We start from the raw sequence: 14449 nt of genomic DNA, 5'->3' as shown, positions 1-14449 counted from the left end.
GGAAAAGAGCCGAACCAGTCTAACGACGCCGGTGGCGCGATCATTCCGGCCGCAGGTCGCAGTACGGGTGGACCTCGCTGCCGGGAGCGACGGCGGCCGGCAGTTCCTTCTCCCCCACCGCGCACGACACGCTCGCCGGGGGCAGCTGTTCACCGCCGGTTATCCGCCCGGAAGCGTCGCGGTGGAGCACCGCGGCACCGCGGCTGGTCAGCGCCCGGCAGTTGCCGGAGCGGTAGCGGACGCCGCCCGGCACGACGGTGGCGGTCACGGGGGTGAACCCGCCCAAAGCCTCGGGCGCGAGCCAGCTCACCGGGCCGACCGCGGGCCGGTCGAGCACGACGCCGATCCGCTGTCCCGGCATGAGCACCGGCACCTCCACGGTCCGGGTGCCGGACGTCACGGGAATCCGGTAGGCGGCCAGGGTGCTCGTGTTTTCCAGCACCGCGGCGCCCGTCCCCTGTTCGGCGACCCGCACGCCACCACCGTCAGGAGCCGGTCCGGGAACCGCGGTGATCCGTTTCGGGATGGCGCAGCCGCCGGTGAGCAGGCTCTCGTCCAGGGCCGGGAGCTTCCCGTGGCCGAGGAGGACCAGCAGGCCGAGGACGACGACGGCGGTGACCGCGGTCCCGATCCGTCGCAGAGCCGGATTCAGAACGGCAGGCCGAGGGTCGGCAGCCCGATCGCCGAGTCGACGGCCAGGGCCACGAACACGATCATCAGGTACGTGTTCGAGCGGTGGAACAACGCCATCGGCTTGGTCTCTTCACCGCGCCGCACCGCGGCCTGCAGGCTGTGCGCGTAGAAGAGGAACCAGCCGCCGGCGAGGATCGCGAACGTGCCGTACAGCCAGGACGTCACCGGGAGCAGCAGCAGCGTCCACGCCACCATCACCCACGAGTAGATGACGATCTGGCGGGCGACGTGCTGGGCGGTGGCGACCACCGGCAGCATCGGGACGCCGGCGCGCTCGTAGTCGTCGCGGTACTTCATGCCCAGCGCCCAGGTGTGCGGCGGCGTCCAGAAGAAGATCACGCCGAACATCACGAACGCCGGCCACTGGACGGTGCCGGTGACGGCCGCCCAGCCGATCACGACCGGCATGCAGCCCGCGGCGCCGCCCCAGACCACGTTCTGTGACGTACGCCGCTTCAGGCCCAGCGTGTAGACGAAGATGTAGAAGAGGATCGTCGCGATCGCGAGGATCGCCGAGAGCAGGTTCACCGTGAGGTAGAGCACGATGGCCGAGGCGACGCCCATGACGAGGCCGAAGATCAGCGCGCCGCGCCGCGGCACCGAGTCCTTCACCAGCGGACGGCGCTTCGTGCGGTTCATCACCTTGTCGATGTCCGCGTCGATCACGCAGTTGAGCGCGTTCGCGCTGCCCGCGGCCATCGTCCCGCCGGCCAGCGTGGCCAGGACCAGCCACGGCGAGGGGATCTGACGACCGGCGAGGAACATCGCCGGAATGGTGGTCACCAGGAGGAGCTCGATCACCCGCGGCTTCGCCAGCGCGGCGTAGGCGCCGACGACCTGGCGGAGGCTTCGCCGGTCACCGTGCGGTCGCTCACCGGTCGGGTGCACGGCGCTGGTGTCGTCACTGCGTCCGTGCGCAGCGTTCACCGGCGACATTTCACTCCCTGCGTCAAGTTCGGGCGGGTCCTGCCGGAAGGCCGTGGTGGAGCGCCGGTCTGAACCCTCGAACGATGTTAGACGTGGTGAATCCCGTGGGTGATCGCGGGTCCTCGACCGGTCCAAGCACTAGGCTGGCCGCGACGGGCCGCGATTGCCCCTGCGCAGGGTCCCGAGCAGGAATATCGTCCCTTCGGGATCGATTGAGATAGATGACCCCGCGCACGGGTAACCGGAACGAGGAAGACCAGCCGCAACCATCATGACCGGGAGTTGGAGTTCAGTGTCCGATACTGCCCCTACCAGCGAGAACAACCCACTCCTCCGGCGTAACGTCCCCGCCGACTGGACCGACACCGACACCCGCGCCGTGGACACCGTCCGGGTGCTCGCCGCGGACGCGGTCGAGAACTGTGGCAGCGGCCACCCCGGCACCGCGATGAGCCTGGCGCCGCTGGCCTACACGCTGTTCCAGCGCACCATGCGGCACGATCCGAACGACCAGCACTGGCCGGCCCGTGACCGGTTCATCCTGTCGGCCGGCCACTCCAGCCTGACCCTCTACATCCAGCTGTTCCTCGCCGGCTACGGCCTCGAGCTCGAGGACCTCAAGCAGCTGCGCAAGTGGGGCTCGAAGACCCCCGGCCACCCCGAGTACCGCCACACCGACGGTGTCGAGACCACCACCGGCCCGCTCGGCCAGGGCCTGGCGAACGGCGTGGGCATGGCGATGGCCGCCCGCCGCGAGCGCGGGCTGCTCGACCCGGACGCGGCGCCCGGCGAGAGCATCTTCGACCACCACATCTACGTGATCGCCTCCGACGGCGACATCGAAGAGGGCGTCACCTCCGAGGCCTCGTCCATCGCGGGCCGCCAGGAGCTCGGCAACCTGATCGTCTTCTACGACGACAACAAGATCTCGATCGAGGACGACACCAACATCGCGCTGTCCGAGGACACCGTCGCGCGCTACGAGGCCTACGGGTGGCACACCCAGGTCGTCGAGGGCGGCGAGGACGTCGTCGCGATCGAGGAGGCCATCAAGAACGCCAAGGCCGAGACGCAGCGGCCGTCGTTCATCGCGGTGCGGACCGTGATCGGCTACCCGGCCCCCAAGAAGATGGGCACCGGCAAGGCCCACGGCGCCGCGCTGGGCGGCGAAGAGGTCGCCGCGGTCAAGGAGATCCTCGGCTTCGACCCGGAGCAGTCGTTCCAGGTCGACGACGACGTGCTCAAGCACACCCGCCAGGCGCTCGAGCGCGGCAGGACCGCGCACGCCGAGTGGCAGGAGAAGTACGAGTCGTGGGCTCAGGCCAACCCGGAGCGCAAGAAGCTCGGCGACCGGCTGGCCACCCGTACGCTGCCGGAGGGCTTCGCCGACAACCTGCCGAAGTGGGAGCCGGACGCCAAGGGCGTCGCGACCCGCAAGGCCTCCGGTGAGGTGCTCAACGCCCTCGCCGGGCCGCTGCCGGAGCTGTGGGGCGGCTCGGCCGACCTGGCCGAGAGCAACAACACGACGATGAAGGGCGCCGACTCGTTCGGTCCCGAGAAGGCCGCCACCGACATGTGGCAGGCCACCCCGTACGGCCGGACGCTGCACTTCGGCGTCCGCGAGCACGCCATGGGCTCGATCCTCAACGGGATCGCGCTGCACGGCGGCACCCGCCCGTACGGCGCGACGTTCCTCATCTTCTCCGACTACATGCGCCCGCCGGTCCGGCTGGCCGCGCTGATGAAGGCGCCGGTCACCTACGTGTGGACGCACGACTCGATCGGCCTCGGCGAGGACGGCCCGACGCACCAGCCGATCGAGCAGCTCTCCGCGCTGCGCGCGATCCCGGGCCTCAACGTCGTCCGCCCGGCGGACGCCAACGAGACCGCGTACGCCTGGAAGGCCGTGCTGGAGGACACCGAGCACCCGTCCGGCCTGGCGCTGACCCGCCAGAACGTGCCGGTGCTCGAGGGCACCAGCGCCGAGGGCGTCAAGAAGGGCGGGTACGTCCTGGCCGACAGCGACGGCACTCCGGACGTCGTGCTGATCGGCACCGGCTCCGAGGTCCAGCTCGCCGTCGAGGCGAAGAAGACCCTCGAGGCCGACGGCGTCAAGGCGCGCGTCGTCTCGATGCCGTGCGTCGAGTGGTTCGACGCGCAGGACGCGGCCTACCGCGAATCCGTCATCCCGGCCGGTGTGAAGGCCCGCGTGTCCGTCGAGGCGGGCATCGCCCAGTCGTGGCACCGCTTCACCGGTGACGCCGGGGTGAACGTTTCGATCGAGCACTTCGGCGCCTCCGCCGATGCCGCCACACTGTTCCGTGAGTTCGGGTTCACCGCGGAAGCAGTCGTCGAGGCGGCCCGCCGCTCGATCCAGAACACCAAGAATTCCTGAAGGGGATGACAGTAATGAGCAACGACAAGCTCGCGGCACTGTCCGAGGCCGGTGTATCCATCTGGCTCGACGACCTTTCGCGTGAACGCCTCGACACCGGCAACCTGGCCGGCCTGATCCGCGACAGGCACGTCGTGGGTGTGACGACCAACCCGACGATCTTCGCCAACGCGATGTCCAAGGGCGACGCCTACGACGAGCGGACGCGGGAGCTGGCCGCCCAGGGCGCCGACGTCGAGGCGACCATCCGCGACCTGACGACGACCGACGTGCGCAACGCCGCGGACCTGTTCCGCGACGTCTACAACGCCACGAACGGCGTCGACGGCCGCGTCTCGATCGAGGTCGACCCGCGCCTGGCCAAGGACTCCGACCGGACGGTGGCCGAGGCGCAGGACCTGTGGAAGACCGTCGACCGGCCGAACGTGCTGATCAAGATCCCGGCCACCGAAGAGGGCCTGCCTGCCATCACCAAGACCCTGGCCGAGGGCATCAGCGTCAACGTCACGCTGATCTTCTCCGTCGAGCGCTACAAGGCGGTCATCGAGGCCTTCTTCGCGGGCCTGGAGCAGGCGAAGGCCAACGGTCACGACCTGCGCGGCATCCACTCGGTGGCGTCGTTCTTCGTGTCCCGTGTGGACACCGAGATCGACAAGCGCCTGGACGCGATCGGCACCGACGAGGCCAAGGCCCTGCGCGGCAAGGCCGCCGTCGCCAACGCGCGCCTCGCCTACGCGGCCTTCGAGGAGCTGTCCGCCACCGACCGCTGGAAGGCCCTCGCGGCCGACGGCGCCAACGCGCAGCGCCCGCTGTGGGCGTCGACCGGCGTGAAGAACCCGGACTACTCCCCCACGCTCTACGTCGACGACCTGGTCGTGAAGGACACGGTCAACACGATGCCGGAGAAGACCCTCGACGCGGTCGCCGAAGGCTCCGAGCTCAAGGGCGACCAGGTGACCGGGCGCGGCGCCGAGGCGCAGGAGGTCTTCGACAAGCTCGAGGCCGTGGGCATCGACATCACGGACGTCTTCCTCACGCTGGAGAACGAAGGCGTCGAGAAGTTCGAGAAGTCGTGGACCGAGCTTCTGGAGACCGTGAACGGCCAGCTCGAGAAGGCGAAGGGCTGAAGCAAGACATGACGACAGGGGAAAAGACCGGCGTCGAGATCGTGGACGTCGCACTGGCGGAGCGCGCCGCGCCGCTGGCCGAGGAGCTGGTCGCCGGCCAGGCCGCGTCGAAGCTGGCGGCGCAGGACGCGACGCTCTGGGGGCCGGATGCCGAAGCCGAGGCGTCGATCCGGCTGTCGTGGACGTCGCTGCACAAGTCGTCCCGGCCGCTGATCGGCGAGATCGAGGCCCTGCGGACCGAGCTGCGGTCCGAGGGCGTCGACCGCGTCGTGCTGGCCGGCATGGGCGGCTCGTCGCTGGCGCCGGAGGTGATCACCGCGACCGATGGCGTCGCGCTGACCGTGCTCGACACCACCGACCCCGGCCAGGTCGCCGACGCGCTCGCCGGCGACCTCGACCGCACGGTGATCGTGGTGTCGTCGAAGTCCGGCGGCACCGTCGAGACCGACAGCCACCGGCGGATCTTCGCGAAGGCTTTCGCCGACGCGGGGATCGACGCGGCGCGGCGGATCGTGGTCGTCACCGACCCGGGTTCGCCGTTCCAGGAACTGTCCGAAAAGGAGGGATACCGCAAGGTCTTCCTCGCCGACCCGCACGTCGGCGGCCGTTACTCGGCGCTGACCGCGTTCGGGCTCGTCCCGGCCGGCCTGGCCGGGGCGGACGTCGCCCGGCTGCTCGACCAGGCCGCTTCGGTGGCCGAGGAGCTCGCCGCGGACTCCGCGGACAACCCGGCGGTCAAGCTGGCCGCCGCGTGGGCCGCCGCGCACGAGACGGGCGCGGAGAAGGTCGTCCTCGCGGACACCGGCTCCGGCATCAAGGGCTTCCCGGACTGGGCGGAGCAGCTGATCGCCGAGTCCACCGGCAAGCAGGGCACCGGCCTGCTGCCGGTCGCGGTCGAGGGTGCGGAGGCGGCCGGCTTCGCCGACGCCAAGTCCGACGCCACGCCCACCGCTGTCGGCAGCCCGCAGGGGGCGGCGAAGATCGCTGTCACCGGCTCGCTCGGCGCGCAGTTCCTGCTGTGGGAGTTCGCCACGGCGCTGGCCGGCCGGCTGCTCGGGATCAACCCGTTCGACCAGCCCGACGTCGAGACCGCGAAGAAGGCGGCGCGGGCCCTGCTGGACGACCCGGGGAAGCTGAAGGGCGGTGAAGAGCCGTCCAATGTGGACGGACCGGTCGAGATCTTCGGCTCCGAAGGCGTTTCCACCGAGGGAAGCCTGACCGACGTGCTGCGCGCGTTCTTCGCTTCGGCGCCGGACGCGGGCTACATCGCGGTGCAGGCCTACCTCGACCGGCTCGACGACGCGTCGACGGTGGTGCTGCGCGGCGAGATCGCCAAGCGCACCGGCAAGCAGACGACGTTCGGCTGGGGCCCGCGGTTCCTGCACTCCACCGGCCAGTACCACAAGGGCGGGCACCAGAACGGCGTCTTCCTGCAGCTGACCGGCGCTGTCGAGCGGGATCTCGACGTGCCGGACCGGCCGTACACCCTCGGGCAGCTGCAGCATGCCCAGGCCCTCGGCGACGGGCAGGTGCTCGCCGAGCACGGCCGCCCGGTGCTGCGCCTGCACCTGACCGACCGGGCCGCGGGTCTCGCGGCCGTCGTCCGCGCGGTACAGGAGGTCACCGCATGACGTGGAGCAACCCGCTGCGCGATCCGCGGGACAAGCGGCTCCCGCGGATCGCCGGGCCGTCCAGCCTGGTGATCTTCGGCGTGACCGGCGACCTGGCCCGCAAGAAGCTGATGCCCGCCATCTACGACCTGGCCAACCGCGGGCTGCTGCCCGCGGGCTTCTCGCTCGTCGGGTTCGCCCGCCGCGACTGGGAGCACCAGGACTTCGGCGAGCTCGTGCACGACTCGGTCAAGGAGCACGCGCGGACGCCGTTCAAGGAGTCGGTGTGGAACCGGCTCGCCGAAGGCATCCGGTTCGTCCAAGGCACCTTCGACGACGACGACGCCTTCGACCGGCTCGCGCAGACGGTCAAGGACCTCGACGAGGAACGCGGCACCGGCGGCAACACGGCGTTCTACCTGTCGATCCCGCCGGGCGCGTTCCCGGTGGTGACCAAGCAGCTGGCCCGCTCCGGGCTGGCGAACGCCGACGAGAAGACCTGGCGGCGGGTCGTCATCGAGAAGCCCTTCGGGCACGACCTGAAGAGCGCCGAAGAGCTGAACGCGATCGTCAACGACGTCTTCCCCGAGGAGTCGGTGTTCCGCATCGACCACTACCTCGGCAAGGAGACGGTGCAGAACATCCTGGCGCTGCGCTTCGCGAACCAGCTGTTCGAGCCGATCTGGAACGCCAACTACGTCGACCACGTGCAGATCACCATGGCCGAGGACATCGGCCTCGGCGGCCGCGCGGGGTACTACGACGGCATCGGCGCGGCCCGCGACGTCATCCAGAACCACCTGCTGCAGCTGCTCGCCTTCACCGCGATGGAGGAGCCGCTGTCGTTCGATCCGCGGGCCCTGCGCGCGGAGAAGATCAAGGTGCTCTCGGGCACCAAGCCCCTCGGGCCGGTGAGCAAGACCACCGCGCGCGGCCAGTACGCGGGCGGCTGGCAGGGCGGCACGAAGGTGCCCGGCCTGCTGCAGGAAGAGGGCTTCGCGAAGGACTCGAAGACCGAGACCTACGCCGCGGTGACCCTGGAGGTGCAGAGCCGCCGCTGGGCCGGGGTGCCGTTCTACCTGCGCACCGGCAAGCGGCTCGGCCGCCGCGTCACCGAGATCGCCGTCGTGTTCAAGCGGGCGCCGCACCTGCCGTTCGACTCGACGTCGACCGAGGAGCTGGGGCAGAACGCCCTGGTCATCCGGGTCCAGCCGGACGAGGGCATCACGCTGCGGTTCGGCTCGAAGGTGCCGGGGACCACGATGGAGGTCCGCGACGTCACGATGGACTTCGGGTACGGGCACGCGTTCACCGAGTCCTCCCCCGAGGCCTACGAGCGCCTGATCCTCGACGTCCTGCTGGGCGAGCCGTCGCTGTTCCCGGTGAACGAAGAGGTCGAGCTCTCCTGGAAGATCCTCGACCCGATCCTCGAGCACTGGGCGAAGGAAGGCGCGCCCGAGCAGTACGCGCCGGGCACGTGGGGTCCGCCGTCCGCCGACGAAATGCTGGAGCGCACCGGCCGGAAATGGAGGCGCCCGTGATCATCGACCTGCCGTCCACCACGACGTCGGCACTCAACAAGAAGCTGGTGGAGATCCGCGAACAGGGCGGGCAAGTCGCGCTCGGACGGGTCCTGACGCTGGTGATCGTGGCCGACGACGACGCCCATCTCGAAGAGGCGATCGAAGCGGCCAACGGCGCGAGCCGCGAACACCCGTCGCGGGTGATCGTGGTGGCCAAGGGCGCGCGCACGGCGGCTCCGCGCATCGACGGCCAGATCCGGGTCGGCGGCGACGCCGGCGCGAGCGAGGTCATCGTGCTGCGGCTCTACGGCCAGCTGGCCGCGCAGGGCCAGAGCGCGGTGGTGCCGCTGCTGCTGCCGGACGCGCCGATCGTGTGCTGGTGGCCCGGCGCCGGTCCGAAGGACCCGGACAAGGACCCGCTCGGCGAGCTGGCCCAGCGCCGGATCACCGACTCGGCCGCGGAGAAGAACCCGGTCAAGGCGCTGACCACGCGGGCGAAGGCGTACGCCGAGGGCGACACGGACCTGGCCTGGACCCGGCTCACGCACTGGCGGGCCCAGCTCGTCTCGGCGCTGGACCTGCCGCCGTACGAGAAGATCACCGGCGCGACGGTGACCGGCGAGGCCGACTCGCCGTCGACCGAGCTGCTGGCGGCCTGGCTGGCCGAGTACCTGAAGGTGCCGGTCAAGCGGGTCAAGAGCTCGGGCGCGGCCGGGATCATCTCGGTGACGCTCGACCGCCGGTCGGGCCCGGTGGAGCTGCACCGCCCGGACGGCCGCGTGGGCACGCTGACCCAGCCGGGCCAGCCGACCCGCCGGATCGCGTTGCAGCGGCGCAGCACGCAGGACTGCCTGATCGAGGAGCTGCGCCGGCTCGACCCGGACGAGGTCTACGAGGCTTCGCTGCACGGGCTGGGCAAGATCACGTCGGGCACGAACGGCAAGACCGGCGCCCCGGCGAAGGCCGACGTGACGTCTCCCGCCGCGGCGGCCGCGGCCGCCGCGGCACCGAAGAAGAGCGCTTCATGAGCAAGACCGAAGTCGTCGTCTACGCGAACCAGGACCTGCTGGCGGCCGCGGCGGCCGCCCGGCTGGTCACGCGGCTGGTGGACGTCCAGGCGGCCAAGGGGTCGGCGTCGCTGGTGCTCACCGGCGGCGGCACCGGCATCGCGGTGCTGGCGGAGCTGCAGGCGTCGTCGGCCCGGGACGCGATCGACTGGTCGCGCCTGGACATCTACTGGGGCGACGAGCGGTTCGTCCCGGCCGATTCGGACGAGCGGAACGAGAAGCAGGCCCACGAGGCCCTGCTGGACCACGTCCCGCTCGACCCGAAGCGCATCCACGCGATGGCACCGTCGGACGGCGAGTTCGGCAACGACGTCGACGCGGCGGCAGCGGCGTACGCCGACGTTTTGGCGGCCAACGCGGGCCCGGAGGACCACGGCGACGTGCCGTCGTTCGACATCATGCTGCTCGGCCTGGGCGGCGAGGGCCACACGGCGTCGGTGTTCCCGGAGTCGCCGGCGGTGTACGAAACGGAGCGTTCGGTGGTGGCGGTCCGCAACTGCCCCAAGCCGCCACCGACCCGCATTTCGCTGACGCTGCCGGCGATCCGCCGGGCCCGCGACATCTGGCTGATGACGGCGGGCGAGGCGAAGGCGGACGCGGTGGCACTGGCCCTGGCGGGAGCGGGCGAGGTCCAGCTCCCGGTGTCAGGCGCCCGCGGCCACCGGCGGACGCTGTGGCTCCTGGACCGCTCGGCGGCGGGCAAGCTGACCAAGGTGTACCAACCGCCGACGGCTTAGGTTTCGGTGGTTCGTGAAGGCCACCTTGAGGAACTTCAAGTTCCTCAAGGTGGCCTTCACGGCTTTGGGGCCGCCGGACCTGCCGGAACTGTCGGTGCTCGCCGGTAGCGTGAAAAACGGGGGCTGCTCAGGTCAGGCCGGGAGCCAGCCACGCTCCAAGCGGCCGAAGATCTCCTCCGCCGCGCGTCGCGGATGCTCGTGGCCCACGATCAGCTCCCGCGAAGCCAGCGCGAACCTCGCCAAGGCCGCGCAGGCGACGTCATCGCTCGGCGCGCCGGATTCCTCGGCGATCGCCCGCGCCAGTGCCGTCTCGTGGCGCATCCACATCCGCCGGCCGTAGTCGCGCAGCGCCGGCGTGCTCTCGACCAGCCGCAGGAACTCTTCGCCCGGGCCGGCGTCGGAGACGTCACGCAGCATGTGCTCGCGCAGCGCGTCCACGACCGTGTGCCCCGGTGGCCGCTCGCGCACCGCGCCGGCCAGCGCCGCCTCGATGTCCTCCTCCAGGTCGAACACCAGGGCTTCCTTGCTGGGGAAGTGCTTGAACAACGTCGTCACCGAGACGTCGGCGGCCTCCGCGATCTCCTTCACGCCGACCTCGTCGTAGCCCCGTTCGAGGAACAGCGCGAGGGCGGCGTCGGCCAGCGCCTTCCGGGTCTGTGCCTTCTTGCGCTCGCGGCGTCCGATCACTTCGGTCATGGCCTCAGCATACGCAACGGTGAATTCACTACAAAAGTGTAGTGGTTGCACTTAGTGAGTCACTGTGCTTTTCTGGGGACATGACTTCCTCACGCATAGCCATCGCCGGCGCCGGCCTCGGCGGGCTTGCCTGCGCCCGCGTCCTGCAACTCCACGGCCTCGACGTCACCGTCTTCGAACAGGAACCCTCCGCCGGTGCGCGGCCCCAGGGCGGCACGCTCGACATGCACGCCGACACCGGCCAGGTCGCCCTCCGCACGGCCGGGCTGCACGAGCGGTTCCGCGAACTCGCCCGCCCCGAAGGCCAGCAGATGCGTGCCCTCGATGCCCGCACCGCCGCCGTCGTCCGCGACGAGCTCCCCGCCGAGGACGACGAATTCCGCCCGGAGATCGACCGCGGCCAGCTCCGCGGGATCCTCCTGGACTCGCTCTCCCCCGGCACCGTCCGCTGGGGACGGCCGGTCGAGGAGGTCACCACGACCGGCGACGGCGCACGGCTGTCCTTCGCCGAGGGCGTCACCGCGGACTACGACCTGGTCGTCGGCGCGGACGGCGCGTGGTCACGCGTCCGCCGCGCGCTCACCGGCGTCTTGCCCGAGTACAGCGGGGTCACGTTCGTCGAGTTCGGGCTCGACGACGCCGACCGCCGCCACCCGGCGCTGGCGACGTTGACCGGCCAAGGAACGGCGATGGCGAAGATCGGCGGCCAGGCGCTCTTCGCGCAGCGAAACAGCAACGGGCACATCCGCTGCTACGCGATCTTCTACGCCCCTGAGGAGTGGCACGCCGACCTCGGCTTCGCCGACACCGACGCAGTGCGCGCGAACCTGCTGGAGCGCTACGCCGGGTGGCACCCGGACCTGCTGCGCTTCCTGACCGACCACGACGGCGGGTTCACGCACCGGCCGTTGTACGTCCTGCCGGTCCCCCACGCGTGGACGCACACGCCGGGCCTGACCCTCCTCGGCGACGCGGCGCACCTGATGCCGCCGCTCGGGGTCGGCGCGAACCTCGCCCTGCTGGACGGCACGGAACTCGGCACCGCCCTCGCCACGGCTCGCAGCCTCGGCGAAGCGGTCCGGAAGTACGAGACGAGCATGCTGCCACGCTCGATCGAGACCGCGAAGGCGTGCGCCGAAGGCCTCGGCCACCTCCTCGGCGACGACGTCCACCCTGTCGCCGCGTGACAAAACTTCCGCCGGGCGACCACACGTGGGTAACATGATTCCCACGATGTGGTCGTCTACGCGTACGTTGGGAAACGGCACGCCCACTGCTGGTAGCAGCCCTCCCCGACGATCCCCCGGACAGACCAGCCGCTTGCGGAATTCGGACGCCACGGCGTGGAGAGCGGGTGAAACTTACCGTCTTCGTACGCCACCTCGTTAGCATCCGCACATTTGTCTGCGGCTGCGCGTCCCGATCGGGCCCTGAGCACCTCTCACCACCAAGTCCACAAGACGAATGGGGTCGCCAGCGATGAGTACAGAGGGACTCTCGATTCCAGGCATCTCGGTCACCGGTACGGGACCATCGGCCGCCGAGCGTGTCCGAAAGCGTGGCCTGAGCTTGTTCGGCTCGGTGCCCCGCCCCGCCGTGGTCACGTTCGCCATCGACGCGGCCGCGGTCATCCTGGCCGTGCTCGACGTCTGGTTGGTGATCCCCGAGAAGGCCCAGCCGTACTCGATCTACCTGTCCGGCGCCGCGTGTCTCGCCGTGGTGTTCCGCCGGAAGTTCCCGTTCCTCGCCGTGCTCGTCGCGGTCCCCGGCTTCCTGGCCGGCTGGGCCCAGCTCGCGTCGATGATCACGCTCGGCATGCTCGCCACCCGCCGCCAGCTGCACTGGCAGACCTGGGTCGGCGCCGCGCTGGTGTGGATGTGCCGGTTCGTGCAGTGGCCGCTGGAGGACTTCGCCCAGCTCAGCTGGCGCGAACACATCCTCGACGGAATCTACGGCGTCCTCGTCGCGGGCATGCCGATCGCGATCGGCCTGCTCATCGGCGCGCGGACCGAGGTCGCGAACAAGCTCGCCGAGCTGGCCACGAGCCGCGACCGCGAGCGCCGCTTCCACGCCGACGCCGTCCGCGCCGAGGAACGCGCGCGGCTGGCCCGCGAAATGCACGACGTCGTCTCGCACCAGATCACCCTGATCGCCATGCAGGCCGGCGCGCTGCAGGTCCAGACCACCGACGACCGGGCGCTGGAGACCGCGCAGGTCATCCGCACGCTGTCGAAGCGGACCCTGGAGGAGCTGCGTTCGCTGGTCAGCGTGCTGCGGGCGGGTTCGGACGACGACGGCCCGCGCCCCGGCATCAACGAGCTCGACCGGCTGATCCGCACCTCCGACGTGCCGGTGCACCTGACGGTGGAGCACCTGCCGGAGGTGCTGCCGAACCAGGTCTCCGCGGCGGCCTACCGGACGGTGCAGGAGTGCCTGACCAACGTCCACAAGCACGCCCCGGGCGCGACGGCGACCATCCGCATCCAGGGTGAGCACGGAGCGCTCAAGATCGAGGTCCGCAACGAGCGGGCCAGCCGCATCGGCGAGTCTCTGCCGTCGGGTGGCCACGGTCTCACGGGCCTGGCCGAGCGGGCCCGCTTGCTGGGCGGCAGCTTCGAGACGTCCGGCACCGAGGACGGCGGTTTCCGCGTCCGGGCCCGGTATCCGCTGGACCGCTGACCTCCGGCCCCCGGTATCCAGCCTGGCGGCGAGGACTGACCGTCCCAGCTGACCCGCTCGCCCCGTGACCAAAGAGCCGACACGCGTGATTGAGGAGTCGACTCACGTGATTGAAGGGTCGACACGATGCCCGGCGCCGTGTCGACCCTTCAATCACACGTGTCGACCGCCTGATCACGCGTGTCGACCGTTCGCGCACGCCCGGTTGAGCGCGCGAAAAACCACCCCGAGGTGTCCCGGGGTGGTTGCCGCTGCGAAAAGCTAGAGGATTTCCCGGCGCTTGCGCAGGCGGTCGAGCGCCTCCGCCAGGATGGCCTCGCCGTCGGCGTCGCTGCGCCGCTCCTTCACGTAGGCCAGGTGCGTCTTGTACGGCTCGGTCCGCGGCGCGGCCGGCGGGTTCTTCTCGTCCTGCCCGCCCGGGAGCCCGCAGCGGGGGCAGTCCCACTCGTCGGGGATCTCCGCCTCGAGCGCGAACGACGGCCGAGCCTCGTGCCCGTTGGCGCACCAGTACCCGACCCGCCGCCGTGGCGCCGATTCACCTCGTTCCGATTCGCCCGTAGGACCGGCACCCACCCGGGTGCCCCGAATCGCGTTACCGCCAACCATGAACCCTCACACCTAGGAATCGGCGGCGCGCCCCCCAATAGGCACGCCGAATCGCTGCGCCCCGCCGTCCGGACCCGGTCTCGGCCGACGGACGGAACGCCGGACGCCTCACACCTTGAGCAGCAGACCCAGGCCCACGATGCTGATCAGCCAGACCGCGCCCAGCCCCAGGGTGATCCGGTCGAGGTTCTTCTCGGCCACGCTCGACCCGGCCAGGCTCGACTGCATCCCGCCGCCGAACAGCGACGACAGGCCACCGCCCCGGCCCCGGTGCAGCAGCACCGCGACCACCAGGAAGACACTGGTGACGATCAACAGGATTTGCAGGAACAGCTTCATGTCATCCTCTGGGCTCTAGGAGAATGCAGGGGTACGGCATGGTCGTTTCC

At 70.5% G+C, this 14449-nt stretch carries 13 protein-coding genes; 8 read left to right on the top strand and 5 right to left on the bottom strand.

All coding sequences use genetic code 11. The annotated features are described in order from the left end of the window. Window positions 1–40 precede the first annotated feature (40 nt). Window positions 41–475 (bottom strand): hypothetical protein, encoded by a 435-nt coding sequence (locus A3CE_RS0137700; protein ID WP_020645281.1) that lies wholly within the window; start codon window positions 473–475, stop codon window positions 41–43. Window positions 476–648: 173 nt separating this feature from the next. Beyond that, window positions 649–1629, bottom strand: coding sequence for a heme o synthase (locus A3CE_RS0137695; RefSeq protein WP_020645280.1), 981 nt, complete (start codon window positions 1627–1629; stop codon window positions 649–651). 283 nt (window positions 1630–1912) lie between these two features. On the opposite strand from A3CE_RS0137695, the gene tkt reads away from it, so the two are divergent. Genes tkt through pgl form a run of 6 tightly spaced genes read left to right on the top strand, consistent with a single transcriptional unit; the run spans window position 1913 to window position 10079 of the window. Beyond that, entirely contained in the window at window positions 1913–4015 is a 2103-nt protein-coding gene (tkt, locus tag A3CE_RS0137690) for a transketolase (RefSeq protein ID WP_026469241.1), read from the top strand. A 14-nt stretch (window positions 4016–4029) separates the two neighbouring features. Further along, window positions 4030–5142 carry a transaldolase gene (gene tal / locus A3CE_RS0137685; protein ID WP_020645278.1) on the top strand — a complete coding sequence of 371 codons (1113 nt, stop codon included), beginning with the start codon at window positions 4030–4032 and terminating at the stop codon, window positions 5140–5142. Between the two features lie 8 nt (window positions 5143–5150). After that, on the top strand, window positions 5151–6773 hold the full coding sequence (locus A3CE_RS0137680; protein ID WP_020645277.1) for a glucose-6-phosphate isomerase: 1623 nt from the start codon (window positions 5151–5153) through the stop codon (window positions 6771–6773). Beyond that, window positions 6770–8293, top strand: a complete 1524-nt coding sequence (gene zwf / locus A3CE_RS0137675; protein ID WP_020645276.1) for a glucose-6-phosphate dehydrogenase — start codon at window positions 6770–6772, stop codon at window positions 8291–8293. The genes A3CE_RS0137680 and zwf overlap by 4 nt, the downstream gene beginning before the upstream one ends. Continuing rightward, window positions 8290–9303, top strand: coding sequence for a glucose-6-phosphate dehydrogenase assembly protein OpcA (gene opcA / locus A3CE_RS0137670; RefSeq protein WP_026469240.1), 1014 nt, complete (start codon window positions 8290–8292; stop codon window positions 9301–9303). The genes zwf and opcA overlap by 4 nt, the downstream gene beginning before the upstream one ends. Further along, the gene (pgl, locus tag A3CE_RS0137665; protein WP_020645274.1) at window positions 9300–10079 is read left to right on the top strand and encodes a 6-phosphogluconolactonase; all 780 of its coding nucleotides are present in this window, start codon (window positions 9300–9302) and stop codon (window positions 10077–10079) included. The genes opcA and pgl overlap by 4 nt, the downstream gene beginning before the upstream one ends. Before the next feature lie 132 nt (window positions 10080–10211). On the opposite strand, the gene A3CE_RS0137660 is transcribed toward pgl, so the two are convergent. Next, complete coding sequence (locus A3CE_RS0137660; RefSeq protein WP_020645273.1) at window positions 10212–10775, bottom strand: TetR/AcrR family transcriptional regulator; 564 nt, start codon at window positions 10773–10775, stop codon at window positions 10212–10214. Between the two features lie 80 nt (window positions 10776–10855). Here A3CE_RS0137660 and A3CE_RS0137655 point away from each other — a divergent pair, with 80 nt between their 5' ends. Next, complete coding sequence (locus tag A3CE_RS0137655; protein WP_026469239.1) at window positions 10856–11962, top strand: FAD-dependent oxidoreductase; 1107 nt, start codon at window positions 10856–10858, stop codon at window positions 11960–11962. 292 nt (window positions 11963–12254) lie between these two features. Beyond that, window positions 12255–13454, top strand: coding sequence for a sensor histidine kinase (locus tag A3CE_RS0137650; protein ID WP_026469238.1), 1200 nt, complete (start codon window positions 12255–12257; stop codon window positions 13452–13454). A 261-nt stretch (window positions 13455–13715) separates the two neighbouring features. On the opposite strand, the gene A3CE_RS0137645 is transcribed toward A3CE_RS0137650, so the two are convergent. Together A3CE_RS0137645 and secG are read right to left on the bottom strand one after the other, a co-directional pair. Beyond that, a complete protein-coding gene (locus A3CE_RS0137645; protein ID WP_026469237.1) occupies window positions 13716–14060 on the bottom strand; it encodes an RNA polymerase-binding protein RbpA in 345 nt (114 codons plus the stop codon). 108 nt (window positions 14061–14168) lie between these two features. Further along, window positions 14169–14399 carry a preprotein translocase subunit SecG gene (gene secG, locus A3CE_RS0137640; protein ID WP_013224669.1) on the bottom strand — a complete coding sequence of 77 codons (231 nt, stop codon included), beginning with the start codon at window positions 14397–14399 and terminating at the stop codon, window positions 14169–14171. Between the last annotated feature and the right edge of the window lie 50 nt (window positions 14400–14449).

This window comes from Amycolatopsis balhimycina FH 1894 (genome assembly GCF_000384295.1).
Lineage (GTDB): Bacteria > Actinomycetota > Actinomycetes > Mycobacteriales > Pseudonocardiaceae > Amycolatopsis > Amycolatopsis balhimycina.
Note: the sequence above shows the minus strand (reverse complement) of the source record. Positions and strands in the feature narration are given on the sequence as shown.

Coding starts and splice junctions, on each gene's coding strand:
- A3CE_RS0137680 (WP_020645277.1), top strand. CDS start 5,151: ATGACGACAGGGGAAAAGACCGGCGTCGAGATCGTGGACGTCGCACTG.
- A3CE_RS0137655 (WP_026469239.1), top strand. CDS start 10,856: ATGACTTCCTCACGCATAGCCATCGCCGGCGCCGGCCTCGGCGGGCTT.
- A3CE_RS0137695 (WP_020645280.1), bottom strand. CDS start 1,629: ATGTCGCCGGTGAACGCTGCGCACGGACGCAGTGACGACACCAGCGCC.
- pgl (WP_020645274.1), top strand. CDS start 9,300: ATGAGCAAGACCGAAGTCGTCGTCTACGCGAACCAGGACCTGCTGGCG.
- zwf (WP_020645276.1), top strand. CDS start 6,770: ATGACGTGGAGCAACCCGCTGCGCGATCCGCGGGACAAGCGGCTCCCG.
- tal (WP_020645278.1), top strand. CDS start 4,030: ATGAGCAACGACAAGCTCGCGGCACTGTCCGAGGCCGGTGTATCCATC.
- A3CE_RS0137660 (WP_020645273.1), bottom strand. CDS start 10,775: ATGACCGAAGTGATCGGACGCCGCGAGCGCAAGAAGGCACAGACCCGG.
- A3CE_RS0137645 (WP_026469237.1), bottom strand. CDS start 14,060: ATGGTTGGCGGTAACGCGATTCGGGGCACCCGGGTGGGTGCCGGTCCT.
- A3CE_RS0137650 (WP_026469238.1), top strand. CDS start 12,255: ATGAGTACAGAGGGACTCTCGATTCCAGGCATCTCGGTCACCGGTACG.
- secG (WP_013224669.1), bottom strand. CDS start 14,399: ATGAAGCTGTTCCTGCAAATCCTGTTGATCGTCACCAGTGTCTTCCTG.